Annotated in this window: 26 protein-coding genes; 17 read left to right on the top strand and 9 right to left on the bottom strand. The window is 57.0% G+C overall.

All coding sequences use genetic code 11. The features are described 5' to 3' along the window. Positions 1-29: 29 nt before the first annotated feature. Positions 30-356, bottom strand: coding sequence for a DUF883 domain-containing protein (locus tag HBM95_17930; GenBank protein ID NIH44793.1), 327 nt, complete (start codon positions 354-356; stop codon positions 30-32). A 160-nt stretch (positions 357-516) separates the two neighbouring features. Between HBM95_17930 and HBM95_17925 the strand changes: the two genes are divergently transcribed. Further along, the gene (locus tag HBM95_17925) at positions 517-861 is read left to right on the top strand and encodes a YgaC family protein (GenBank protein ID NIH44792.1); all 345 of its coding nucleotides are present in this window, start codon (positions 517-519) and stop codon (positions 859-861) included. A gap of 32 nt (positions 862-893) precedes the next feature. Here the strand turns inward: HBM95_17925 and alaE are convergent, their stop codons facing one another. After that, entirely contained in the window at positions 894-1,343 is a 450-nt protein-coding gene (alaE, locus tag HBM95_17920; GenBank protein ID NIH44791.1) for an L-alanine exporter AlaE, read from the bottom strand. 495 nt (positions 1,344-1,838) lie between these two features. Between alaE and stpA the strand changes: the two genes are divergently transcribed. Continuing rightward, positions 1,839-2,243, top strand: coding sequence for a DNA-binding protein StpA (gene stpA, locus HBM95_17915; protein NIH44790.1), 405 nt, complete (start codon positions 1,839-1,841; stop codon positions 2,241-2,243). 38 nt (positions 2,244-2,281) lie between these two features. On the opposite strand, the gene HBM95_17910 is transcribed toward stpA, so the two are convergent. Together HBM95_17910 and HBM95_17905 are read right to left on the bottom strand one after the other, a co-directional pair. Beyond that, complete coding sequence (locus HBM95_17910; protein ID NIH44789.1) at positions 2,282-2,461, bottom strand: hypothetical protein; 180 nt, start codon at positions 2,459-2,461, stop codon at positions 2,282-2,284. A gap of 79 nt (positions 2,462-2,540) precedes the next feature. Beyond that, the gene (locus HBM95_17905) at positions 2,541-3,062 is read right to left on the bottom strand and encodes a DUF2892 domain-containing protein (GenBank protein NIH44788.1); all 522 of its coding nucleotides are present in this window, start codon (positions 3,060-3,062) and stop codon (positions 2,541-2,543) included. Positions 3,063-3,240: 178 nt separating this feature from the next. Here HBM95_17905 and HBM95_17900 point away from each other — a divergent pair, with 178 nt between their 5' ends. Further along, positions 3,241-3,399, top strand: a complete 159-nt coding sequence (locus tag HBM95_17900; protein ID NIH44787.1) for a YqaE/Pmp3 family membrane protein — start codon at positions 3,241-3,243, stop codon at positions 3,397-3,399. Here HBM95_17900 and HBM95_17895 read toward each other — a convergent pair. Further along, positions 3,396-4,325 carry a LysR family transcriptional regulator gene (locus HBM95_17895; GenBank protein NIH44786.1) on the bottom strand — a complete coding sequence of 310 codons (930 nt, stop codon included), beginning with the start codon at positions 4,323-4,325 and terminating at the stop codon, positions 3,396-3,398. The genes HBM95_17900 and HBM95_17895 overlap by 4 nt on opposite strands. 319 nt (positions 4,326-4,644) lie before the next feature. Here HBM95_17895 and HBM95_17890 point away from each other — a divergent pair, with 319 nt between their 5' ends. From HBM95_17890 to HBM95_17865, 6 genes are all read left to right on the top strand, one after another. Beyond that, on the top strand, positions 4,645-5,250 hold the full coding sequence (locus tag HBM95_17890) for a hypothetical protein (GenBank protein ID NIH44785.1): 606 nt from the start codon (positions 4,645-4,647) through the stop codon (positions 5,248-5,250). A gap of 108 nt (positions 5,251-5,358) precedes the next feature. Continuing rightward, positions 5,359-6,900 carry an acyl-CoA synthetase FdrA gene (gene fdrA, locus HBM95_17885; GenBank protein NIH44784.1) on the top strand — a complete coding sequence of 514 codons (1,542 nt, stop codon included), beginning with the start codon at positions 5,359-5,361 and terminating at the stop codon, positions 6,898-6,900. Continuing rightward, on the top strand, positions 6,897-8,315 hold the full coding sequence (locus HBM95_17880) for a DUF1116 domain-containing protein (GenBank protein ID NIH44783.1): 1,419 nt from the start codon (positions 6,897-6,899) through the stop codon (positions 8,313-8,315). The genes fdrA and HBM95_17880 overlap by 4 nt, the downstream gene beginning before the upstream one ends. An 11-nt stretch (positions 8,316-8,326) precedes the next feature. Beyond that, positions 8,327-9,907: a xanthine permease gene (locus HBM95_17875; GenBank protein ID NIH44782.1), complete on the top strand. Its 1,581-nt coding sequence runs from the start codon at positions 8,327-8,329 to the stop codon at positions 9,905-9,907. Further along, on the top strand, positions 9,904-10,860 hold the full coding sequence (locus HBM95_17870; protein ID NIH44781.1) for a carbamate kinase family protein: 957 nt from the start codon (positions 9,904-9,906) through the stop codon (positions 10,858-10,860). Before HBM95_17875 ends, HBM95_17870 begins: the two co-directional genes overlap by 4 nt. A gap of 1 nt (position 10,861) precedes the next feature. After that, positions 10,862-12,241 carry an amidohydrolase family protein gene (locus HBM95_17865; protein ID NIH44780.1) on the top strand — a complete coding sequence of 460 codons (1,380 nt, stop codon included), beginning with the start codon at positions 10,862-10,864 and terminating at the stop codon, positions 12,239-12,241. Positions 12,242-12,259: 18 nt separating this feature from the next. Here HBM95_17865 and HBM95_17860 read toward each other — a convergent pair whose 3' ends face one another. Further along, positions 12,260-13,180, bottom strand: a complete 921-nt coding sequence (locus HBM95_17860; protein ID NIH44779.1) for a LysR family transcriptional regulator — start codon at positions 13,178-13,180, stop codon at positions 12,260-12,262. Between the two features lie 215 nt (positions 13,181-13,395). On the opposite strand from HBM95_17860, the gene HBM95_17855 reads away from it, so the two are divergent. The 5 genes from HBM95_17855 (at position 13,396) to HBM95_17835 (ending at position 18,178) form a co-directional block, all read left to right on the top strand. Further along, a complete protein-coding gene (locus HBM95_17855; protein NIH44778.1) occupies positions 13,396-14,727 on the top strand; it encodes an MFS transporter in 1,332 nt (443 codons plus the stop codon). Positions 14,728-14,763: 36 nt separating this feature from the next. After that, positions 14,764-15,513, top strand: coding sequence for a glucose 1-dehydrogenase (locus HBM95_17850; protein ID NIH44777.1), 750 nt, complete (start codon positions 14,764-14,766; stop codon positions 15,511-15,513). Between the two features lie 12 nt (positions 15,514-15,525). Next, positions 15,526-16,371 carry a transketolase gene (locus HBM95_17845; protein NIH44776.1) on the top strand — a complete coding sequence of 282 codons (846 nt, stop codon included), beginning with the start codon at positions 15,526-15,528 and terminating at the stop codon, positions 16,369-16,371. Continuing rightward, positions 16,371-17,369 carry a transketolase family protein gene (locus tag HBM95_17840; GenBank protein ID NIH44775.1) on the top strand — a complete coding sequence of 333 codons (999 nt, stop codon included), beginning with the start codon at positions 16,371-16,373 and terminating at the stop codon, positions 17,367-17,369. The genes HBM95_17845 and HBM95_17840 overlap by 1 nt, the downstream gene beginning before the upstream one ends. Positions 17,370-17,443: 74 nt before the next feature. Continuing rightward, positions 17,444-18,178 carry a class I SAM-dependent methyltransferase gene (locus tag HBM95_17835; GenBank protein ID NIH44774.1) on the top strand — a complete coding sequence of 245 codons (735 nt, stop codon included), beginning with the start codon at positions 17,444-17,446 and terminating at the stop codon, positions 18,176-18,178. On the opposite strand, the gene HBM95_17830 is transcribed toward HBM95_17835, so the two are convergent. Further along, on the bottom strand, positions 18,172-18,774 hold the full coding sequence (locus HBM95_17830) for a short chain dehydrogenase (protein NIH44773.1): 603 nt from the start codon (positions 18,772-18,774) through the stop codon (positions 18,172-18,174). The genes HBM95_17835 and HBM95_17830 overlap by 7 nt on opposite strands. 97 nt (positions 18,775-18,871) lie before the next feature. On the opposite strand from HBM95_17830, the gene HBM95_17825 reads away from it, so the two are divergent. Continuing rightward, on the top strand, positions 18,872-19,759 hold the full coding sequence (locus HBM95_17825) for a LysR family transcriptional regulator (GenBank protein ID NIH44772.1): 888 nt from the start codon (positions 18,872-18,874) through the stop codon (positions 19,757-19,759). 20 nt (positions 19,760-19,779) lie between these two features. Beyond that, complete coding sequence (locus tag HBM95_17820) at positions 19,780-20,961, top strand: PLP-dependent aminotransferase family protein (protein NIH44771.1); 1,182 nt, start codon at positions 19,780-19,782, stop codon at positions 20,959-20,961. A gap of 54 nt (positions 20,962-21,015) precedes the next feature. On the opposite strand, the gene HBM95_17815 is transcribed toward HBM95_17820, so the two are convergent. Next, positions 21,016-21,435: a nuclear transport factor 2 family protein gene (locus tag HBM95_17815; protein NIH44770.1), complete on the bottom strand. Its 420-nt coding sequence runs from the start codon at positions 21,433-21,435 to the stop codon at positions 21,016-21,018. A 97-nt stretch (positions 21,436-21,532) separates the two neighbouring features. Here HBM95_17815 and HBM95_17810 point away from each other — a divergent pair, with 97 nt between their 5' ends. Continuing rightward, positions 21,533-22,264 (top strand): AraC family transcriptional regulator, encoded by a 732-nt coding sequence (locus HBM95_17810; GenBank protein ID NIH44769.1) that lies wholly within the window; start codon positions 21,533-21,535, stop codon positions 22,262-22,264. On the opposite strand, the gene nudI is transcribed toward HBM95_17810, so the two are convergent. Further along, complete coding sequence (nudI, locus tag HBM95_17805; protein ID NIH44768.1) at positions 22,236-22,661, bottom strand: nucleoside triphosphatase NudI; 426 nt, start codon at positions 22,659-22,661, stop codon at positions 22,236-22,238. The two genes, HBM95_17810 and nudI, sit on opposite strands and share 29 nt — an antisense overlap. Positions 22,662-22,730 lie beyond the last annotated feature (69 nt).

Here is a 22,730-nt window from a genome sequence, read left to right as displayed (position 1 = left end):
CAGAGGCTACCGGGGCGGATAAGTCAGACTTACTTACGCAGGCTGAGCAGGGCACCGACAAAGATGCCGACCGCCGCGACGGTTCCCAGCGTACAAAGTGGTTTTTCACGTACGAAGGTCGTAGCGCAGCTTGCCATGTCGCAGGCCGCCTGTGTGGCGCGTGAACGTCCGCTCATGCGGGCGCGGGTTTCACGGAGCAGAGACTGAGCCTTACGTTTTGCGGCATCCGCTTCGTCCTTCGCGTCAGTACCCCAGGACTTCAGCACCTCTTCCAGCGTGTCCGCTAATTGGCTGACATCATTACGAATATCCTGAGCGTCGTCGTTAATATCGTTTCGGTTCGGTCTGTTAAACATACGATCCTCCGTAATTTTGTGTTCCTGATGAGTTTAGTTCAGAAATTTAATATCTGAAGCGCATCACGCGTTATCCGGCAGTTTATGGACTATTCTGAAAGCCCTGCTAATGCTGAATACTGTAAGGTTGCCGGGCAGGAAAAGATAACGAGGAAAAGATATGTATTTACGACCTGACGAGGTGGCACGCGTTCTTGAAAAAGAGGGATTCACCATGGATGAGGTGACGCCAAAAGCGTATGGATATCGCCGAGGCGAGAATTATGTGTATGTTAATCGTGAAGCCAGGATGGGACGTACCGCACTCATTATTCACCCGACGCTGAAAGACAGAAGTCTGTCATTTGCTGAACCTGCCTCGGATATTAAAACCTGCGATCATTATCAGCAATTTCCGCTCTATTTAGGCGGTGAACGGCATGAGCATTATGGTATTCCGCACGGTTTCAGCTCGCGTATGGCGCTGGAGCGGTTTCTTAAGGGACTGTTTGGCGACGTACAGTAAATCTGCGACTGGCATTCGCCAGTCGCTTCACATTACGCTTTTACCTGGCTGTACTGGCTGACTTTGAACAGACGGCGGCAGTAGTCGAGAAAATAGCCGTATACCGCACCCATCAGCATTGATACCACGATATTCGAACTGACCGCTGCGGCGATCTGGTGCCAGTCCGCGCCCACCGTCAGCAAAATAGCCACGTAGACCGGAGACTGGAACGTGACGTACGCCAGTACGTCGGCAAGGTTTTTCATCCAGCCCGCCGGGCTGATGCGACGCGAGAAGCGCATGACGGCATCGCGGTATAGCCCGTAAGGCCATGCGATAATAATATTGACCGGGATCGCCACCAGGCGAGAAGAAAGTGACTGCTCGAAGGTCATTCCGGAGAGGAATATTTCGATCATCATGTTCACGACGGAACAGTAAACAACCATCGCGAAAGTATCCGCCACCGCGTGGCGCAGGCGAGATTGCGGCGAGAACATGTCTGAACTCCTTGAGAAGAACACGGTGGAAACGATTTTCCTGCAGCGGTTAGTGCTTTAGGTTGGTTTTGCTTGAGGTGTATAGAGTATATCTCTGACTTTGAACTAACAACTAGTGATTAATTTTTATTTAATCACCTTTTGTCCACAAAATTCTCTAAAATTGTGTGATTTTTACTCTGTTCGTTATAATCTGTCTCGTTTGATAGTTTTTATAATGTAATCAATCGTTTAAATTTAATGTTGGCGCGGGTGAAAATCACCGTTATGGTAGCGGCGCAATATGCTGTGATTCGGATTAAAGTTGACCATTTATATGGATGCAGTGATTAGATTCGCCTCTGCCCTGACTGCATCCTGTTCTAATATTAACAGCGTGATTTAGTTATATTTACAATTATGCCCATACGGTCCTTTGGGTAGATATTTCAACTCAAATGAATTATTCTGTCGGCGATTTATCTATTTACCCCAAAGAAAAGGTTTTCAAATAATATGTCTTTGACGTTACAGAATCTTAATAATATCCGAACCCTGCGCGCGATGGCGCGTGAATTATCCCTGGACGTTCTTGAGGAAATGCTGGAAAAGGTCAGGGTCGTTACTGAAGAGAAACGCAGCGAGCTGGCAGAATTAGAGCAGCAGCGTGCCGAGCAGCAGGAAAAAATTAATGCCCTGCTTGAGCTGATGAAAGCCGATGGTATTTCCCCCTCCGATCTGCTGGGTTCAGAACTGGCGCAGGCGGGTAAACCGGCTAAAAAGCGTAAACCGCGTGAAGCGAAATATCGCTTTATTGACCAGAACGGTGAAGAGAAAACGTGGACCGGCCAGGGCCGCACGCCGAAGCCTATTGCCAGCGCGCTGGCAGAGGGTAAATCACTGGATGATTTTCTGATCTAATACGTGGACCGGGCGGAACATGCCGCCCGGTTGTCTGTTCAGCAGACGCCGAAATCACCTTCCTCGGTATACGGCGCCAGCTCGGCCGCTTTCAGCGTATATTTTTCACCTTGTTCATTGCTGGCCTGTACCGCTACAACGCTTTCACCGTTCACTTCGAGCACCTTCAGTTTCGGGCCGCCTTTAAGCGGTTGCACATAATCACCGACAGAAAACATATAACCTCCTCATCGTTTTAGCGATCTTCACCTTAGCCCACGTCCGGCACCGGGTACAGCGTAATTCATTGATTACTGCTTATGGGGTACGACGGTTCCACGGCATTACCTTCAGCAGCCGCGCCATGCTGCAAAAGCCCGTCACACCGGCGAAAAGCAGCCCGGCGCCGACAAAACCGCTCAGCAGGAAAAAGCCGCTGGAGACGCTATAGCCCAGCACCACGCCGCAGAGGATCAGCAGTCCGGCGGCAATTTGTACCTGCCGCATCAGCGGAAGCGGCTGGGATTTATCTTCAACGGTCAGCAGCCCGGCCTGCTTCCAGCCCTGAATGCCCCCCTCAACCACGAAGGCCTGAGCCGGAGACGCTGCCTGTGCGAGTCGCGCAGCATTGTTTGATGTCCGTGCCCCGGACTGACAGTGAAAAATCACCGTTTCACCAGGGGATGCATTAAGCCCGCCGGGTAAAGAATCCAGCGGTATGGAGTGCGCTGCCGGAATATGCTCGCGGGCATACTCGTCGGGATCGCGAATATCAACCAGTTTTGCGCCTTCTTTAACAAGCGCGTTTGCCTGCTGAGGCGAAATAAGAGAAAGAGACATGGTGTTTCCTTACGGTCAATTTCTGAGTAGTAGAACATTTAAGGAAGGGCTTAAGCCAGTGTAAAGAGGGTAAAGGCAGGTAAAAGCGCGAGAGACGAATGGCGGTAACCCGTAAACTGTCTATGCTTAGAGAGTGTCTCTTTTTAATTTTCAATTGGTTAGCTTGCACGGAGTGATTATGGGTTTTTGGCGCGTTGTTTTTACGATTATTCTCCCGCCGCTGGGCGTGCTGCTTGGCAAGGGACTGGGCTGGGCGTTTATTCTGAACATCCTTCTGACCCTTCTGGGCTACTTCCCGGGTCTTATCCACGCGTTTTGGGTACAAACGAAAAACTAAGTGCGCCACAGTAAGTCACTGTAGATGCCGGTCAATACGCCCTCCGGGCCAAACTGCTGTTTGATCCAGCGCGTCACCTGGCCGGTCGCTGCATGCTGCGTGGCGAGCAGCATGCGCGAATCCTGACGCGGGTTATTAATGCGCCGCGTGATGAGCAGCCCATCTTCCACCGCCTCTCTTGCCATGTATTCCGGCAAAAAGCCAATCCCTTCCCCCAGAATCTGACACTGGCACTTGGTGTTGAAATCCGGCACCAGAATCGCCTCCTGGCCGTGCAGCAGCCAGCCGACCTTTTTGTTGATGGTATGCGCTGTATCTTCCACCATGATGTTGGGATACAGACGCAGCTGGCTCTCCGCTATTGGTTCGGGAACAAAGGCGAGGGGATGTTCCGGCGCGATGGCAAACACCCAGCGGATGGCGCCAATTTCGGTGTAATCAATCCCGCCGCCGTCCAGCAGGGTGTCCGGTGCGCCGATGGCGATGTTGGCCTGGTTGTTGATGATGGAATCCCAGACGCCGTTGTACACCTCGGTGGTGACGGTGATCTGACAGGTGGGAAACTGCTTTTTCAGCACCTGCAGCAGCCGCGCGGTATGGCGCGGCGTATACAAGAGCTGATTAATGCAGATACGCACCCGCGCCTCAATGCCCTGAGAAATGGTATCTATCCCGCGCTTGATGGCGTGAAAATCGTTCAGCAGGTCAGTGGCTTTACGGTAAAAGTAAAACCCGGATTCGGTCAGCTCGATGCTGCGCGTATTGCGCACAAACAGCACCACGTCCAGCCCGGTCTCCATGCGTTTGATGGTGTAGCTGATGGCGGAGGTCGTCACGCCCAGCTCGGCGGCGGCTTTGCTGAAGCTGCCGAAGCGTGCCGCAGTGGTGAAGGCCAGCAGATTCTCTTCGGTAAAGATGGAATTCATATCACAGCATCCTCAGCCATCAGTTTTGAACATATTTTAACAGCGCCGTTACATCACATTTGAAGTGGGTCACAGTTCTGACTATTTACGCGGAGCCGCGTCATGCAAGGATTTTACAACCATAAGGATAATGCTGTCTGAGACGATAAAAAGCGGTAAGCCATAAGAAAAAGGTTGCACAGACGCACGTTTTAGCCTGACTGTTGAATTTAACTCAATAATGAATTGCGTGTCGATGAATCATTTTTAAGCGGATTCTTTTGTGACCAGGCTGTTGCTATTCTCAGGTCATCAGAAGTGAAACATTGGGAGACTGAATATGTCTGCAAACGCACTCGTTACGGAATTTCTGCTGGCGGCAGAAGAGGGCAACATCGACGCGCTAAAAGCCTGCCTGGATAACGGCGTGGATATTAACGCCACCAACCGCCAGAAAAGAACCGCCATTATTATTGCCAGCCTGAAAAAGCATTACGCCTGTGTGGAATATTTAATTGCTGCCGGCGCGGATATTGATAAACAGGATCAGACCTGTTTTAACCCCTTCCTGATAAGTTGCCTGACCAATGATTTAACCCTGCTGCGCATTGTCCTTCCGGCGAATCCGGATCTTGACCGCCTGACGCGCTTCGGCGGCGTGGGCATTACCCCTGCCAGTGAAAAAGGCCACGTTGAAATCGTGCGCGAGCTGCTGGCAAAAACCGATATTAACGTCAACCACACCAATTTTGTCGGCTGGACGCCGCTGCTGGAAGCCATTGTGCTGAACGACGGTGGCGCAAAGCAGCAGGAGATTGTGAAGCTGCTGCTGGATCACGGCGCGAACCCGCACATGACCGATAAATACGGTAAAACCCCGCTCGAACTGGCGCGGGAAAAAGGCTTCGATGCAATAGCCGACCTGCTGCTGGCGGCAGGCGCATAACGCATTCGGCCAGCCACTTCAGGCTGGCCGTTAATTCAAAAAAGCATTTTTACCGACGTGCATTCTGCACGACGGCGGCCCCCTTTTATACGTATTCAGGAGAAAACAATGCCAACCAAAATCGTTATAAAAAAGAACACGTATTTTGATTCGGTTTCACTGATGTCCGTTTCCACCAAAGCCAATAAATTACCGGGCGTCGAGCAGGCATTTGTGGCCATGGCGACGGAAATGAACAAAGGCGTATTAAAAAACCTCGGGCTGTTAACGCCGGAATTAGCCGACGCCAAAAACGGCGACCTGATGATCGTGATTAAAGGCGCCGCGGCGAATGATGAAACCCTGGCCGCTATTGAGGCGTTATTCACACGTAAAGAGAGCGGAGGCACCCATGAAGCACGCTACGCGACGATTGCCAGCGCCAAAACCCATCGCCCGGACAGCAACCTTGCGGTGATTTCCGTTAATGGCACCTTCGCCGCCCGCGAAGCGCGCCAGGCGCTGGAAAACGATCTTAACGTCATGCTCTTTTCCGATAACGTATCCCTCGACGACGAGCTGGCGCTGAAGCAACTGGCGCATCAGAAAGGGCTGCTGATGATGGGGCCGGACTGCGGCACCGCCATTATTAACGGCGCGGGGCTGTGCTTCGCCAACGCGGTGCGCCGCGGGCCGATTGGCATCGTCGGTGCCTCCGGCACCGGTAGCCAGGAGCTGAGTGTGCGTATTCATGAATTCGGCGGCGGCGTGTCGCAGCTGATCGGCACCGGCGGGCGCGATCTCAGCGAGAAAATCGGCGGCCTGATGATGCTCGATGCCATCGACATGCTCGAAGCCGACGAGGGCACCCGGGTCATTGCGCTCATCTCCAAGCCGCCCGCACCTGCGGTGGCGGAGAAAGTGCTGGCGCGCGCGCGGGCATGCCGCAAGCCTGTCATCGTGTGCTTCCTTGGCCGCAGCGAACCGCCCGCCGATGAAGACGGCCTGCAGTTTGCCCGCGGCACCAAAGAGGCGGCGCTGAAGGCGGTACTGCTCACCGGCATTAAAAAAGAGTCCCTGGATTTACACCCGCTCAACTGGCCGCTGATTGAAGAGGTGCGCGCCCGCCTGACCCCGCAGCAGAAATACATTCGCGGCCTGTTCTGCGGCGGCACCCTGTGCGATGAGGCGATGTTCGCGGCGCTTGCGAAATTCGACGACGTCTACAGCAACATCCAGCCGGATCCGGCAAAGCGCCTGAGCGACATCAACGTCAGTAAAGCCCACACCTTCCTCGACTTTGGCGACGACGACTTCACCAACGGCAAGCCGCACCCGATGATCGACCCGACCAACCGCATCAGCCGCCTGCTGCAGGAGGCACGCGATCCGGAGGTGGGCGTCATCGTGATGGACTTCGTGCTCGGCTTTGGCGCGCACGAGGATCCGGTCGGCGTGATGATCGACGCCATCAAGGAGGCGCAGGCGATCGCGAAGGCCGATAACCGTCCGCTGGAGATCCTCGGCTACGTGCTCGGCACCGACCAGGATCCGCAGTCGCTGGCGCAGCAGTGCCAGCTGCTGACCGATGCAGGCGTCATCTGGGCCAGCAGCAGCACCAATACCGGATTATTGGCTCGCGAATTTGTCTGCAAAGGGGAGAAAGCATAATGACGACCTTATTCAACCAGCCGCTGAACGTCATCAACGTCGGCATTGCGATGTTCAGCAACGATCTCAAAAAACAGCACGTCCCCGTCACTCAACTGGACTGGACGCCGCCGGGGCAGGGCAATATGCAGGTGGTGGAGGCGCTCGACCAGCTGGCGGAAAAACCGCTGGCGGAGAAGATCGCCGCCGCGAATAAAATCGCTCTTGAGCGCATTATTCAGTCCCATCCGGTGCTGGTGGGTTTCGGGCAGGCCATTAACGTTGTGCCGGGCATGACCCGCACCACCATTCTGCACGCCGGTCCGCCTGTCGCATGGGAAAACATGTGCGGGGCGATGAAGGGCGCAGTCACCGGGGCTCTGGTGTTTGAAGGGCTGGCGACGGATCTGGAGGATGCCGCAAGGCTCGCCGCTTCAGGCGACATCACCTTCTCGCCGTGCCACGAGCACGACTGCGTGGGCTCGATGGCGGGCGTCACCTCCGCATCAATGTTTATGCACATCGTTGAGAACAAAACCTACGGCAACCGCGCATTCACCAACCTCAGCGAGCAGATGGCGAAGATCCTGCGCATGGGCGCCAACGACCAGAGCGTGATTGACCGTCTGAACTGGATGCGCGACGTGCTCGGCCCGATGCTGCGCGACGCGATGAAGATCGTCGGCGAAATCGACCTGCGCCTGATGCTGGCCCAGGCGCTGCATATGGGCGACGAGTGCCACAACCGCAACAACGCGGGCACTACGCTGCTGATCCAGGCGCTGACCCCGGGACTGATTCAGGCGGGCTATCCGGTGGAGCAGCAGCGCGAGGTGTTCGAGTTTGTCGCCAGCAGTGACTACTTCTCCGGCCCAACGTGGATGGCGATGTGTAAAGCCGCGCTGGACGCCGCCCACGGCATTGAGTACAGCACCGTCGTCACCACCATGGCGCGCAACGGCTACGAGTTCGGCCTGCGCGTTTCCGGCCTGCCGGGGCAGTGGTTCACCGGCCCGGCGCAGCAGGTGATTGGCCCGATGTTTGCGGGCTATAAGCCGGAAGACTCCGGGCTGGACATCGGCGACAGCGCCATCACCGAAACCTACGGCATCGGCGGCTTTGCGATGGCGACGGCCCCGGCCATCGTTGCGCTGGTGGGTGGCACGGTGGAGGAAGCCATCGACTTCTCCCGCCAGATGCGCGAGATCACCCTCGGCGAAAACCCGAACATCACCATTCCGCTGCTCTCGTTTATGGGTATCCCGACCGCCATCGACATCACCAGAGTCGCGGGCAGCGGCATTTTGCCGGTCATTAATACCGCCATTGCCCATAAGGACGCGGGCATCGGCATGATTGGGGCGGGCATCGTTCACCCGCCGTTTAGCTGTTTTGAAAAGGCGCTGTTGACCTTCCGCGATCGCTACTTTTTATAAGGCAAGCATCCATGAAAAACATGAAACTGGAGTGGAAAAGAGGTGACTGGGCGGCTTATTTCGGGTTGATGACCAACAACCTGACCAATTTGCTGACCATGATGGGGTTGCTCATTTTTGTCGTCGGCATCCCGAAGGAGATTGTTTATGGACGCATCGCGCCAGCCTTCGGGCTGGCGGTGCTGGTGGCGAGTATTTGCTACGCCTGGTTTGGTCTGCAGATGGCGCGCGCCACCGGGCGTACGGACGTCACCGCGCTGCCGTCTGGCCCGAGCGCGCCGTCGATTTTTACCGTCACCTTCCTCGTACTGATGCCGGTTTATCAGCAAACGGGCGATGCAGATTTCGCAATCCAGATCGGCCTGGTGTGGTGCTTCGTGGAAGCGATGATCCTCGCGGGCGGCTCGTTCCTGGGAGAGACCATCCGCAAGATGATCCCGCGCACCGTGCTGCTGTCGTGCCTGTCCGGACTGGGACTGCTGCTGCTGGCGATGAACCCGATGCTGCAGGCGTTCGAAGCGCCTACCGTGTCGTTCATCGTTCTGCTGCTGATCTTCATCAACTGGTTCGGTAAAAAGCCGATTTTCGCCAAAATCCCGACAGGTCTGCTGTTGCTGATTGCCGGTACGGCATTAGCGTGGATTTCCGGTCTGCAAAGCCCGGAAGCGATCAAAGCGTCCATGTCCTCCTTTGGCTTTAACCCGCCGGAGGTGCACGTGGACAGCTTTATGCAGGGGCTGCCGCACGCGCTGCCGTATCTTGCATCCGCCGTGCCGCTGGGGCTGGCGAACTATATCTTTGACCTGGAGAACATCGAAAGCGCCCATGCGGCGGGGGATGAATACCCTACCCGCAAGGTGATGCTGGCGAACGGCCTGGCGTCGATGCTCGGCTGCCTGATGGGCAACCCGTTCCCGGTGACGGTCTATGTCGGCCACCCTGGCTGGAAAGCGATGGGCGCCAGCATCGGCTACACGCTCGCCTCCGGGGTGACCATGTTCATCGTACCTCTGTTCGGACTGGGGGCGTTTATGCTCGCCATCATTCCGATGACCGCCATCGTGCCGATTCTGGTGTTTATCGGCGTCGTCACCGCCAACCAGGTGGTGAGGGAAACGCCCAAAGTGGAGGTGCCGGTGATCTTTATCTGTCTGTTCCCGTGGATCGCCAACTGGGCGCTGACCATGATGAACAGCGTGATGGGTGCGGCAGGCACCAGCGCGGCGAAAATCGGCACCGATGTGCTGCACAGCAAGGGGATTTACTACGAGGGCCTGGTGCATCTCGGCAACGGCGCGCCGCTCGCCAGCATGCTGTGGGGCTGTATCGCCATTTTCGCCATCATTAACAAACCGCTGCGCGGTGCCGTGGCTGCGGCGGGTGGGGCGTTGCTGGCGCTGTTCGGGGTGATCCACGCTCCGGTCGTGGGCTTTGCCGAAGGCAGTTCGCTGATGTTCGTCACGGCCTACCTGATGATGGGCGGCATGTTTGTGGTGAAGCATGTGCTGGATATCTCTGTTAATCCCCCTCTCCCTGTGGGAGAGGGCCGGGGTGAGGGCACCAGAACGCACCTTCTAAAGGAAACAAAATGAAAGAGCTTATGGTCGTCGCCATTGGCGGCAACAGCATTATCAAAGACAACGCCAGCCAGTCGGTTGAACATCAGGCGCAGGCGGTTAAAGCGGTGGCAGACTCCGTGCTCGAAATGCTGGCCTCCGACTATGACATCGTGCTTACCCACGGTAACGGCCCCCAGGTGGGGCTGGATCTGCGCCGCGCTGAGATTGCCCACGAGCGGGAGGGGCTTCCCCTGACGCCGCTGGCAAACTGCGTGGCGGACACCCAGGGCGGCATCGGCTACCTGATCCAGCAGGCGCTTAACAACCGCCTGGCCGCGCGCGGGGAGCAAAAGGCGGTCACGGTCGTCACCCAGGTGGAGGTGGATAAAAACGATCCCGGCTTTACGCACCCGACGAAACCGATCGGCGCGTTCTTCAGCGAGGCGCAGCGCGACGAGCTGCAGCAGGCGCACCCGGAATGGCACTTTGTTGAGGATTCGGGCCGGGGCTATCGTCGCGTGGTGGCCTCTCCACAGCCGCTGCGCATTGTTGAGGCCGATGCGATCAAGACATTGACGCAAAAGGGCTTCGTGGTGATCGGCGCGGGCGGCGGCGGTATTCCCGTGGTGCGCTCGGCGCAGGGCGATTACCAGAGCGTCGACGCGGTGATTGATAAAGATCTCTCCACCGCGCTGCTGGCGCGCGAGATCCGCGCCGACGTGCTGGTGATTACCACCGCCGTGGAAAAGGTGTGCGTCAACTTCGGCAAGCCGAACCAGCAGGCGCTGGACACCGTCAGCGTGGCGCAAATGACGCGCTACATGGACGAAGGCCACTTCCCGGCGGGCAGCATGCTGCCCAAAATCGTCGCATCGCTGGAGTTTTTACGCCACGGTGGCAGGCGCGTGATTATCACCTCGCCGGACTGCCTGCCCGCCGCTCTGCGTGGTGAAACCGGTACCCATATTGTGAATGAAGGAAGATAAGATGAATGAGAATAAAAGCCGCCGTGAGTTTATCAGCCAGAGCGGCAAAGTGGTCACCGCCTGCGCGCTGTTTGGCGCAACCGGCTCCGTCGCGTATGCTGCCGACTCTGCAAAACCAACCAGCGAGACGGGCAAGCCGATGAACATCACCGCGAAGCATTACTATCTGGACAACGTGCTGCTCGAAGCCGGGTTTAATTTCGACGGCAGCGTGGCGACGAGCACCCGCACCGAGCTGAAAACGCTGGAGATCAAAGACGGGAAGATTGTCGCCCTGCGCGACAACGGCAGCCACGCCGACGCGACCCTGCCGCGCTACGATGCGGGTAAAAAGCTGATGCTTCCGGCAATGCGCGACATGCACATTCACCTGGATAAAACCTTCTACGGCGGCCCGTGGCGCTCCCTGAACCGCCCTGCAGGCACCACGATTCAGGACATGATCCGCCTTGAGCAGAAGCTGCTGCCGGAACTGCAGCCCTATACCCAGGAACGCGCGGAGGCGCTTATCGACCTTATCCAGTCGAAAGGCTCCACTATCGCCCGCAGTCACTGCAACATTGAGCCGGTCTCCGGCCTGAAAAATCTGGAAAATTTACAGGCGGTCTTATCGCGCCGTAAACCCGGCTTTGACTGCGAAATCGTCGCCTTCCCGCAGCACGGCCTGCTGCTCTCCAACTCAGAAAAACTGATGCGCGAAGCGATGCAGGCCGGGGCGCACTACGTGGGTGGGCTGGACCCGACGAACGTTGACGGTGCCATGGAGAAATCCCTCGATCTGATGTTCCAGATTGCGCTGGACTACGACAAAGGGGTGGATATTCACCTGCATGAAACCAGCCCGGCGGGCGTGGCGGCGGTGAACTATATGTTGGAAACCGTGGAGAGAACGCCGGAGCTGAAGGGCAAGCTGACCATCAGCCACGCCTTCGCGCTGGCGACGCTCAACGAGCAGCAGGTGGATGAGATTGCCACCCGCATGGCAGCGCAGCAGGTGACCATCGCCTCCACCGTGCCGATTGGCACCCTGCACATGCCGCTGAAGCAGCTGCGCGACAAGGGTGTGTTCGTGATGACGGGCACCGACAGCGTAATCGACCACTGGTCGCCGTACGGCCTGGGTGACATGCTGGAGAAGGCGAATCTCTACGCCCAGCTCTACATTCGCCCGAACGAGCAGACGCTCTCCCGCGCGCTCGGTATCGCCACCGGCGACGTGCTGCCGCTGAACGACAAAGGCGAACGGGTGTGGCCAAAAGCGCAGGACAACGCCAGCTTTGTGCTGGTGGATGCCTCCTGCTCCGCCGAAGCGGTGGCGCGCATTTCGCCGCGCACCGCGACGTTCCACAAGGGGGATCTGGTCTGGGGCACGGTCGCCTGACGCCACGTTGGGGTATCGCTACAGGTGATACCCCGACAATCGCAACTCCCGGTCAATCCACTCGACGAACTGCTGGATCTTCCACGCGCGTTCGTTCATGTGCGGCATCACCAGATGGTGCGCATTGATGGCGATACCCATTTCATCAGGCAGCACCTGTACCAGCGAGCCATCCTTCAGGTGATCGGTAGCCATCATTTTGCTCTCCAGAATAAACCCAAGCCCCATGCGCGCCGCTTCAAAGCTCATGTAGGAGCGGTCGAAGCTGAGGCTGAAATTAAGCCAGGGCCTGTCGATATTGTGCCAGGCGAACCATTTCTCCCAGTTCACCAGAGTGCTGGTGGACGAGATAAGCGACTGTTGCAGCAGATCGGCGGGCGTGCTGATGGGATGCTCTTCTGCATAGTCCGGCGAGGCCAATACCACCAGCGTGTCGTTTTTAATGGTCATCACCCGGTAGGCGTCCCAGTCCGGAATACCGTGACGGATATCAATGTCGATATTATCTCTGGCGAACTGCAGGTTCTCATAGGAGCAGGTGAGATTGATGGTGATATCAGGATATTCGGCGCGGAATCTGCCCAGACGGCGCAACAGCCAGGACAGCCCGAAGGTGGGGGAAGAGTGCACGCGAAGCACAGCATTATCTTTTTCTTTCACGATCTGATCGGTGGCGCGCCCGATGGCGCTTATCGCCGCCGAGACCTCCCGCAGATATTTTTCTCCCGTCGGGGTGAGTTGAACCCCTTTGCCGCTGCGGATGAATAACTTCTTGCCCAGCCACGATTCCAGCGACGCGATCTGGTGGCTTACCGCTGACGGCGTGACGTTGAGCTGTTCCGCCGCCTGATGGATGCTCAGGGCGTTAGCAACGGCGATAAACGCCTGCAAATTTCTGAGCGAGGGTAGCGATAACGTCTGGCGATCCTGCGCGGACATGGCCTACTCCTTACACGATAATTGATAAAAAACATAACATTGAGACTGCGCGCGGGCAATTTTATCCCGATGTTATTTTTTTGAGCTGTATCGCGAATCAAATTTATCTCAGCAATAAATGAGCTTTATTGAATGGCGTTTCATGGGTGAGCCGATATATTGACGTTGAACGCAATAATAAAACGACTCACGGTGTTCGAATAATGAGGTAAGTTATGTCTCGTATAGAACAAGCTGTCCCCTACATAAAGACTAAAAAAACCAATTACCGTTTCGTTGTGCTGGCATTAATTTTTATTGTTTATGCCATTAATTATGCTGACCGAACAAATATTGGTGCGGTACTGCCGTTTATCATTGACGAATTTCATATCAATAATTTCGAAGCCGGTGCCATCGCCAGCATGTTTTTTTTGGGATACGCCCTGAGCCAAATTCCTGCGGGCTTTTTTATTGCCAAAAAGGGAATTCGCGGCATGGTGGCACTGTCGATATTCGGCTTCTCTGCCTTTACCTGGCTGATGGGCACCGCAACCTCGGTTCAGGGCCTGAAGTGTATCCGCCTGGGGCTGGGGTTAACAGAGGGGCCGTGCCCGGTCGGGCTGGCCTCCACCATCAATAACTGGTTTCCGCCAAAGGAGAAGGCCACGGCCACGGGCGTCTACATCGCCGCCACCATGTTCGCGCCCATCCTCGTGCCGCCGCTGGCAGTGTGGATCGCCATGACCTGGGGCTGGCGCTGGGTCTTCTTCTCCTTTGCGATCCCCGGTCTGGTCATTGCCGTCCTGTGGTATCTGCTGGTACGCACCAAGCCGTCCGAGAGCGCATTCGTCTCGAAAGCGGAGCTGGAGACCATTACCGCCGGTCAGGAGACCCCGGACGCCGGACGGGAAAACATCGTGATTTCACCGGGATTTGCACGCCTTGACCGGCTGATCCGCGTGCGGGAATTAGCCCCGGTAAGCACGGTGAAAGGGCTGTTTACGTCGAAGAATATTCTCGGTGACTGCCTGGCCTATTTTATGATGGTCAGCGTGCTGTACGGACTGTTGACGTGGATCCCGCTCTATCTGGTGAAAGAGAAAGGCTTTACGTTTATGAGCATGGGGCTGGTCGCCAGCATGCCGTGCATCGGCGGATTTATCGGTGCGATTTTTGGCGGTTACGTCTCCGACAAGCTGCTCGGCCGCCGACGTAAGCCGACCATGATGTTTACCGCCATCAGCACCGTATTAATGATGGTTATTATGCTGAATATTCCGCAAAGCACCGCGGCGGTTTGCGTCGGGCTATTTTTTGTCGGCCTCTGTCTGAATATCGGCTGGCCCGCTTTTACGGCTTATGGGATGGCTGTTGCGGACAGTAAAACCTATCCGATTGCCGCGTCCATTATCAATAGCGGCGGTAATCTCGGCGGATTTGTTTCCCCAATGCTGGCAGGTTATCTGCTGGATAAAACAGGCAGTTTTAATTCCGTGTTTGTTTATTTCGGTATTTGCGCAGCTATTGGCTTAATTATGATCATGCTGCTGGAAGAGCCGAAATAAAACATTAAATCTCTCTTGTCCGAATGGAGTAAATATATGCTACTGAAAAATAAAGTCGCCGTTATTACCGGCGCGGCTTCCGTACGCGGTTTGGGTTTCGCTACGGCGAAATTATATGCCGAACAGGGTGCGAAAGTGGTGATTATCGATTTAAACGCTGAAGCCAGCCGGGCTGCCGCCGCGAGCCTGGGCGACCAGCATCTGGGCCTTGCGGCGAACGTCAGCAATGAATTACAGGTTAATGCCGCCATTGAGCAGGTGCTGGGGAAATACGGGCGCATCGATATTCTGGTGAATAACGCCGGCATTACTCAGCCGATCAAGCTGATGGATATCAAACGCGAAAATTACGATGCGGTGCTTGACGTCAGCCTGCGCGGCACGTTGCTAATGTCCCAGGCGGTTATTCCCACTATGCGCGCACAAAAGTCGGGCAGCATCGTCTGCATTTCATCGGTATCGGCCCAGCGCGGTGGCGGCATCTTTGGCGGCCCACACTACAGCGCTGCAAAAGCGGGCGTGCTGGGGCTGGCAAAAGCCATGGCGCGTGAGCTGGGGCCCGACAATGTGCGCGTAAACTGCATCACGCCGGGGCTTATCCAGACGGACATTACCGCAGGCAAGCTGAGCGATGAGATGAAAACGTCCATTCTGGCGGGCATTCCGCTTAACCGCCTCGGCGACGCGCAGGATATTGCCCGCGCCGCGCTGTTCCTCGGAAGCGACCTCTCTTCTTACTCCACCGGTATCACGCTCGACGTGAACGGCGGGATGCTGATCCATTAAGGAGACACGACGATGACGGATACTACAGTTCAACAGGTTGTCGCCGCGGCCTGGCGCATTCGCCGCTACGCGCTGCGCATGGGCGAAGTGCAGGGGCAGGGCTACATCGGGCAGGCGCTGGGCTATGCCGATGTGCTGGCCACCGCGTTTGCCCACGGGATGAACCTTAAGCCGGGCGAGCCGGAATGGGAGGGGCGTGACCGTTTTTTGCTCTCTCACGGCCACTACGCCATTGCCTGTTACGCCGCCCTGATTGAAGCGGGGATCGTTCCTGAAGAGGAGCTGGAGACCTACGGCGCGGACGACAGCCGCCTGCCGATGTCCGGCATGGCAACCTACACGCCGGGCATGGAGATCTCCGGTGGTTCGCTGGGGCAGGGCTTAAGCATTGGCGTTGGCATGGCGCTGGGGCTGAAGCGCAAGCAGAGCGCGGCATGGGTCGTTAACTCCATGTCGGACGGCGAGCTGGACGAAGGGTCAACCTGGGAAGCGGCGATGTCGGCGGCACATCACGGCCTGTCGAACCTGATCGTGCTGGTGGACATTAACCGCCAGCAGGCGGATGGCAACTCGCATGCGATCCTCGGCTTTGAGCCGCTGGAGGATAAATGGACCTCCTTCGGCTGGTACGTGCAGCGCGTCAACGGCAACGATGTCCCTTCACTGGTAACGGCGTTTGATAACGCCAAACGCTACCCGGAAAACCAGCCGCGCGTCATTTTGTGCGACACGCTGATGGGCAAGGGCGTGCCGTTCCTCGAAAAGCGTGACAAGAACCATTTTATTCGCGTGGATGCTGACGAGTGGCAAAAGGCACTCGCCGTGCTGGATGCCAACAAACCTGAAGGAGTGTTGTAATGAGCCAGACCACGGAGAAAAAACCGCGTTTAACCACGTCGGCGATGATTGCCTCTATCGCGGAAGAGGGCCAGGAGACGCGAGCTGCACCGTTCGGCCACGCGCTGGTGAAGCTGGCGGAACAGCGACCGGAGGTCGTCGGCATGACGGCGGATCTGTCGAAGTACACCGATCTGCATATTTTCGCTCAGGCCTACCCGGAACGCTTCTTTCAGATGGGCATGGCCGAGCAGCTGTTAATGGGGGCCGCGGGCGGCATGGCGAAAGAGGGTTTTATTCCTTTCGCCACCACCTATGCCGTCTTCGCCACCCGCCGCGCCTACGATTTTATCCATCAGGTGATCGCTGAAGAGCACCTGAACGTGAAGATCTGCGCGGCGCTGCCGGGGCTAACCACCGGTTACGGGCCGAGCCACCAGGCGACGGAAGATATTGCGATTATGCGCGGTATTCCGGGCATGACGATTATCGATCCCTGTGACGCAATCGACACCGAACAGGCGGTGCCGGCGATGGCAGCGCACGATGGCCCGGTGTATATGCGGCTGCTGCGTGGCAAGGTGCCAGTGGTGCTGGACCAGTACAACTACCAGTTTAAGATTGGCAAAGCCGTGCTGCTGGAAGAAGGGCGCGACGTCCTGATCATCGCCTCTGGGCTGATGACCATGCGCGCGCTGGAGGCGGCGAAGCAGCTGCGTAAAGATAACGTCAGTGTGGCGGTGCTGCACTCGCCCACCATTAAGCCGCTGGACGAAGAGACGATCCTGGCGCAGGCTGCGAAGCCGGGACGGCTGGTGATTGTGGCGGAAAACCACAGCAGCGTGGGCGGGCTTTGCGAGGCTGTCGCGTCTCTGTTGATGCGCAACCGCGTTAACGTGGATTTCGATACCGTCGCGCTGCCGGACGCGTTCCTGGATGCGGGCGCGCTGCCCACCCTCCATGACCGCTATGGGATCTCAGCCACAGCTATGGTGGAGAAAATCCGTCGCAGGCTTTGATTTATAAGACGGATACGTTGTCAACGGGCGAGGGGTGCTTTACCCTCGCCACTGTTGCGATAAAGGAGTCCGTCATGGCACAAAACATCTACGACAACCCGGCATTTTTTGAAGGCTATGCCCAGCTTCCGCGCTCGGTTCAGGGCCTGGACGGCGCGCCGGAGTGGCCCGCGCTCAAGGCAATGCTGCCAGATTTAACCGGTAAATCGGTTGTCGATCTCGGCTGCGGCTACGGATGGTTCTGTCGCGCAGCACGCGAGCTGGGCGCGTCTGACGTCACGGGTGTTGATATTTCAGAAAAAATGCTCGCCCGCGCGGCTGAACTGACTGATGACAACCGGATTCACTATCAGCGTAGCGATCTGGAATCTCTGGCGCTGAAAGCGAATAGCCTCGATCTGGTCTACAGCTCGCTGGCGCTGCACTACCTGCCGGAGCTGGACACGCTATTCGCCAACGTTCAGCGCGCGCTCAAACCCGGCGGTAGCCTGGTCTTTTCGATGGAGCACCCGATATACACCTGCGCTTCCCGTCAGGGCTGGCTGACCGACGACCGCGGCGAGCGGTTCTGGGGGGTGAACCGCTATCAGGACGAGAGCCAGCGCGTCAGCAACTGGCTGGCGGACGGGGTGATTAAATACCACCGCACGCTGGGCACCACGCTTAACGCACTGATCAAAGCGGGGTTAACGATAAGCGAAGTTAATGAGTGGGGGCCAACGCAGGCGCAGATTGACGCCTGGCCTGCATTGGCCGAAGAGGCGGAGCGCCCGATGCTGGTGCTGATCGCCGCCCGTAAGGATCAATAACCGACTTTATACACCCGCCCGCTCTGCACCCCTTCCACGCTGCGGCGGTAGGCCTGCGCCACGGTCGCGGCGGGAACGCTTTCAAAGCCGGGGAAGAACCCGTCATACGCTTCGGCGGACTCCGTCAGTACCGTTGGGCTAATCAGGTTGATGCGGATCCCGCGCGGCAGTTCGCAGGCTGCGGCGCGGACAAACCCTTCCAGCGCCGCGTTCACCGTGGTGGCATTCACGCCCTGCGCAATCGGCTCGTGCGCCACAATCCCGCTTATCAGCGTAATCGAGCCGCCTTCGTTCAAATAATGCTGGCCGGTCAGCGCCAGACGCACCTGCCCCAGCAGCTTATCCTGCAGGCCCTGGTTGAAGTCGCTGTCTTTCATGGTCGCGAGCGGGCCAAAGTAGAGGCCACCGCTTGCGGAGACAATCGCATCCACCGGGCCGATTTTCTCAAACAGCGCCTGTACACTCGCCTGCGAGGTGATATCCACCTGATAGTCGCCCTGCGTGCGACCGACGCGGATGACCTCGTGACGACGGCTTAATTCTTCGGTTACGGCACGCCCGACAGTACCGCTGGCACCAATAATGACGATTTTCATAGCAGACTCCTTATGTTGTGAGCCCTCATTCTTTAATAAATAAAAAGTCAGATAAACTGGGCTAAAGTTAGATGATTGCTAACCAGAGGTTCGGAATATGGATAAGCTTCGCGGGATGGAGACGTTCATTGCGGTAGTGGAAAGCGGCAGCTTTACCGGGGCGGCGTCCCGGCTGGAGATGTCGGCGGTCATGGTGGGGAAGTATATTGCGCTGCTGGAATCGCAGCTCGGTACGCGGCTGCTGGAGCGCAATACCCGTCGCCAGAGCCTGACCGACGCCGGACGCGTTTATTTCGACGAGGCCAGGCGGGTGCTGGAGCAGGTCTCGATTGCCGAAAGCGCGGTTGAACGGCTGCGCGCCACACCCGCCGGAACCCTGCGCGTCACGGCACCCACGTCGTTTGGCGGCTGCGTTGTCGCGCCTTTGACCGCCACATTTTTGCAGCGCTACCCGGAGGTGCGCATCGAACTGGATCTCACCAATCGAATGGTCGATCTGGTAGAGGAGGGGGTCGATCTGGCCATCCGCATTGGCGACATCCGCAATGACGATCTGGTGGCGAAATACCTGTGCCCCTACAACATGGTTATCTGCGCCGCGCCGGACTATTTAGCGCGTCACGGCACGCCGCAGACGCCTGCCGATCTGGTGGATCATCTTTGTCTGTCGCACACGGTGTGGACCGCGCGCAACGAGTGGCGGCTGCTGGGCGTGGAAGGGGAGGTGCGCTGGAAGCGGGATGCCGTCTTACGGTGTAACGACGGCTACGGGCTACGCATGGCGGCGCGAGCCGGGGCGGGGCTGCTGCTGCAACCGGAGGTGCTGGTGGCGGAAGAGCTGGCAAGCGGCAGGCTGATACGGGTGCTGGAGCCGTTCACGCCCGCGCCGAGGCCGGTGCATTTACTGTGGCGTCAGGATTTACGCCCCCTCCCTAAGCTAACGGAATTTATTGCTCATATTCTGCTAAGATTGGGCACAATATAAAAAAAGAAGGTAATCAAAGAATGTCTGCAAACAAACTCGCCAGCAGCGCGCAGGGCCTGCAATCATCCGCCATCCGTGAATTATTAAAACATAGCAAAATGGCGGGCGTGATTTCGCTGGGCGGCGGTATTCCCAACCCGGACCTCTTCGATCGCGAAGGGCTTAAAATCGCCGCCGATGCCGTGTTGTCGCAGAATTTTGGCGAGGCGTTCCAGTATGGCCTGACGGAAGGCGTACCGGGGCTGCGCGAAGAAATTAAACGCATCTGCGAAGGGCGCGGCATCGCCTGTAAGGCCGATGACGTGGTCATTACTTCCGGCTCTCAACAATCTCTGGATGTGCTGGCGCGTGCGTTGATCAATCCTGGCGATACGGTTGTCGTTGAACGTCCAACCTATCTCGCCGCGCTGCAGGTCTTTGGCCTGGCGCAGGCCAGTTTTGAATCCGTCGGTACCGACGGCGACGGCATGAAGGTCGATGAGCTTGAAGCACTGGTGGCAAAGAAAACCATCAAGGCGGTTTATATCGTTCCAACTTTTGGTAACCCTGGCGGCGTAACGCTTTCTGAAGCGCGTCGCAAACAGCTGGTGGAACTTTCGAAGCGCTATGATTTCGTGATTATCGAAGACGATCCGTACAGCGAAATTAACTACACCGACGACGTATTCCGCCCGCTGATTGCCCATGCGAAAGATATCGGCAATGAAGATAACGTGGTGTACACCTCTACCTTCTCCAAAATCCTCGCGCCGGGCACCCGCGTGGGCTGGGTACTGGTGCCGGAGTGGCTGAAGCGCGCGGTGGTGAACCTGAAGCAAACCACCGATCTGCACACCAGCACGCTGTCGCAGCTGATGACCTACGAGTACCTGAAAACCGGGCGTCTGGCGAACCAGATTAAAATGATCCGCGAGGCCTATCGCCAGAAATACCAGACGTTCGCAACGGAACTGGAAGCCGAGCTGGGCGATGTGATGTCGTTCCACAAACCGAAGGGCGGCATGTTCCTGTGGGCGAAAATGAACAACGGCATGAATACGACGAAATGGCTGGAAAAAACCTTGAGCAACGGTGTGGTTTTTGTACCGGGTGAGTTCTTCTACTGCAACGAACCGGACCAGACAACGCTGCGTATGTCATTCGTCACCCCAACGGATGAGCAGCTGAAAGAAGCGGTTCGACGCCTGAAGATCTCGCTGTAAGAGGAGGCGCATAACGGCAGAGGCTGTTATGCGCCGTTCGCGTTTAGGGTGAGCTTATTGCGTGGCGTGGGCGAGTGCGCGGTCTGATGCCTCTCCGCCAATCACCAGCGTGACCTCGTGGATACGACAAATTTTTCCTTCTCGCAGTGCGGCAAACATATACACCTCAATCTCTGCCTGCCGACCATCCGGATACGTCACGGTAACCCAGTGCCGGTCTGCCAAAAGACCATCGTGACAGGCGAACTCCTCTACCCTGAATGCTATCTCGCGGATCTGCGATCGAACGTGGTTCAGGTGCTGCACAAAACCCTGATAATCAAGCGCGTGACCGTCCGTAAATTGCTGGTAATCGGGCGTAAAAAGCTCTGCCGGATCGACATCGCCTTTGAATAAGTTGGTTAACAGGCTAGCCATTTCCTTGCGCTGCGCGGTGTTGTCAGGGTGGGCTACCAGGGATGTGATAATGCTCATGCGGGCTCCTCAAATGGTTGAATCAACATTATCCTTGACAGCTGAAGACGCAGTTTCTGTAATACGTCGATAAATAACGATTTTCGGCCAAAATGGTATGATCAGTATTGAAGTGCTCCTTCATCCCGGCGGGTACCGAACGCCGTGGCACAGCCATGGCTCCGGCCAGTTGTGGCGCATTGCAACGGGGCTGCTGGTCATTGAGACGCAGCAGGCGCGCTCGGTCGTGCCGGCACAACATATCGGCTGGATCCCGCCGGGCCAACAGCACGCCGCCTTCTCTGAAAGCGCGATTGAAGGCTGCGCTATCTATCTTGACCCTGCTTGCTGTGCAATGCTTCCCGATGCTCCCGCGCTGTTCGAGCCGGACGATCTCACCCATGCACTGTTTTCCCGTGTATGTGGTGCAGGGAGCGAGTACGATCCGCGAAAGCTGACTTTACTGCTGGATGAGCTTGCCATGACGCCCCTGGTTCACTTTTCTCTGCCCGTGCCGACGGATCCGCGTCTGAAGAACGTGGTCAGCCGCTTGCTGCAGTTTGTCGATGATAATCAGACGGTCGAGAGTCATGCCAGCCATGCCGGGATGAGCGTACGTACGTTTAACCGTCGGTTTAGCGCCCAGACGGGAATGAACTTCGTCAACTGGCGGCAGCTGGCGCGCGTCATGCAGGCAATGGAGTGGCTGGCGGCGGGGAAGCCGGTGGGATGGATTGCGCTGTCATGCGGCTACAGCAGCGTCAGCGCATTTATTGAGGTTTTCAGAGCATGGACCGGTAAAACGCCGGGGCAGTGGGCAATTAAAGAAGGCCCTTTTGGGCGAAGGTAATGCGCGTGGCTTCGTTGAGATCAAGCTCTTTTAACGATTCCGGATTAACCCAGGCGATCTCCTGAAACTCTTCATTAAACGTGACTGCTCGGTTGGCACTGATGCAGTCGAAGATCAGATAGATCATGTAAATCTCCTCAGTGGTGCCATCGGCGTAGGTTTTCACTCTGATGTCATCGCGAAAAGCCCATGGCGTGATCGAAGCGATCTCCAGCGCTTCGCCCAGCTCTTCGCGGATCTCACGGCGCAACGCCTGTTCCATGGTTTCGCCCGGCTCCATTCCGCCGCCGGAGAGAGCCCACTGGCCGGGGAACACGCCGCGATCGTTGGCCATTTTGCACAGCAGATAGGCACCGTCGTTCTGGATGATGGGGCAGACAATGGTTCGTTGGCGCATGATTTCTTCCTGAAAAATGAGTTTGGGCTACTTTAGCAGATTGGGGGGATGATTATGTTAGAGGTGCTC

The sequence above is a fragment of the Enterobacter asburiae genome (assembly GCA_011754535.1).
GTDB classification, from domain to species: domain Bacteria; phylum Pseudomonadota; class Gammaproteobacteria; order Enterobacterales; family Enterobacteriaceae; genus Enterobacter; species Enterobacter cloacae_N.
Note: the sequence above shows the minus strand (reverse complement) of the source record. Positions and strands in the feature narration are given on the sequence as shown.

Excerpts from the sequence above, each read along its gene's own strand:
- HBM95_17930 (NIH44793.1), bottom strand. The coding sequence starts at position 356 with ATGTTTAACAGACCGAACCGAAACGATATTAACGACGACGCTCAGGAT.
- HBM95_17925 (NIH44792.1), top strand. The coding sequence starts at position 517 with ATGTATTTACGACCTGACGAGGTGGCACGCGTTCTTGAAAAAGAGGGA.
- alaE (NIH44791.1), bottom strand. The coding sequence starts at position 1,343 with ATGTTCTCGCCGCAATCTCGCCTGCGCCACGCGGTGGCGGATACTTTC.
- stpA (NIH44790.1), top strand. The coding sequence starts at position 1,839 with ATGTCTTTGACGTTACAGAATCTTAATAATATCCGAACCCTGCGCGCG.
- HBM95_17910 (NIH44789.1), bottom strand. The coding sequence starts at position 2,461 with ATGTTTTCTGTCGGTGATTATGTGCAACCGCTTAAAGGCGGCCCGAAA.
- HBM95_17905 (NIH44788.1), bottom strand. The coding sequence starts at position 3,062 with ATGTCTCTTTCTCTTATTTCGCCTCAGCAGGCAAACGCGCTTGTTAAA.
- HBM95_17900 (NIH44787.1), top strand. The coding sequence starts at position 3,241 with ATGGGTTTTTGGCGCGTTGTTTTTACGATTATTCTCCCGCCGCTGGGC.
- HBM95_17895 (NIH44786.1), bottom strand. The coding sequence starts at position 4,325 with ATGAATTCCATCTTTACCGAAGAGAATCTGCTGGCCTTCACCACTGCG.
- HBM95_17890 (NIH44785.1), top strand. The coding sequence starts at position 4,645 with ATGTCTGCAAACGCACTCGTTACGGAATTTCTGCTGGCGGCAGAAGAG.
- fdrA (NIH44784.1), top strand. The coding sequence starts at position 5,359 with ATGCCAACCAAAATCGTTATAAAAAAGAACACGTATTTTGATTCGGTT.
- HBM95_17875 (NIH44782.1), top strand. The coding sequence starts at position 8,327 with ATGAAAAACATGAAACTGGAGTGGAAAAGAGGTGACTGGGCGGCTTAT.
- HBM95_17870 (NIH44781.1), top strand. The coding sequence starts at position 9,904 with ATGAAAGAGCTTATGGTCGTCGCCATTGGCGGCAACAGCATTATCAAA.
- HBM95_17865 (NIH44780.1), top strand. The coding sequence starts at position 10,862 with ATGAATGAGAATAAAAGCCGCCGTGAGTTTATCAGCCAGAGCGGCAAA.
- HBM95_17860 (NIH44779.1), bottom strand. The coding sequence starts at position 13,180 with ATGTCCGCGCAGGATCGCCAGACGTTATCGCTACCCTCGCTCAGAAAT.
- HBM95_17855 (NIH44778.1), top strand. The coding sequence starts at position 13,396 with ATGTCTCGTATAGAACAAGCTGTCCCCTACATAAAGACTAAAAAAACC.
- HBM95_17850 (NIH44777.1), top strand. The coding sequence starts at position 14,764 with ATGCTACTGAAAAATAAAGTCGCCGTTATTACCGGCGCGGCTTCCGTA.
- HBM95_17845 (NIH44776.1), top strand. The coding sequence starts at position 15,526 with ATGACGGATACTACAGTTCAACAGGTTGTCGCCGCGGCCTGGCGCATT.
- HBM95_17840 (NIH44775.1), top strand. The coding sequence starts at position 16,371 with ATGAGCCAGACCACGGAGAAAAAACCGCGTTTAACCACGTCGGCGATG.
- HBM95_17835 (NIH44774.1), top strand. The coding sequence starts at position 17,444 with ATGGCACAAAACATCTACGACAACCCGGCATTTTTTGAAGGCTATGCC.
- HBM95_17830 (NIH44773.1), bottom strand. The coding sequence starts at position 18,774 with ATGAAAATCGTCATTATTGGTGCCAGCGGTACTGTCGGGCGTGCCGTA.
- HBM95_17825 (NIH44772.1), top strand. The coding sequence starts at position 18,872 with ATGGATAAGCTTCGCGGGATGGAGACGTTCATTGCGGTAGTGGAAAGC.
- HBM95_17820 (NIH44771.1), top strand. The coding sequence starts at position 19,780 with ATGTCTGCAAACAAACTCGCCAGCAGCGCGCAGGGCCTGCAATCATCC.
- HBM95_17815 (NIH44770.1), bottom strand. The coding sequence starts at position 21,435 with ATGAGCATTATCACATCCCTGGTAGCCCACCCTGACAACACCGCGCAG.
- HBM95_17810 (NIH44769.1), top strand. The coding sequence starts at position 21,533 with ATGATCAGTATTGAAGTGCTCCTTCATCCCGGCGGGTACCGAACGCCG.
- nudI (NIH44768.1), bottom strand. The coding sequence starts at position 22,661 with ATGCGCCAACGAACCATTGTCTGCCCCATCATCCAGAACGACGGTGCC.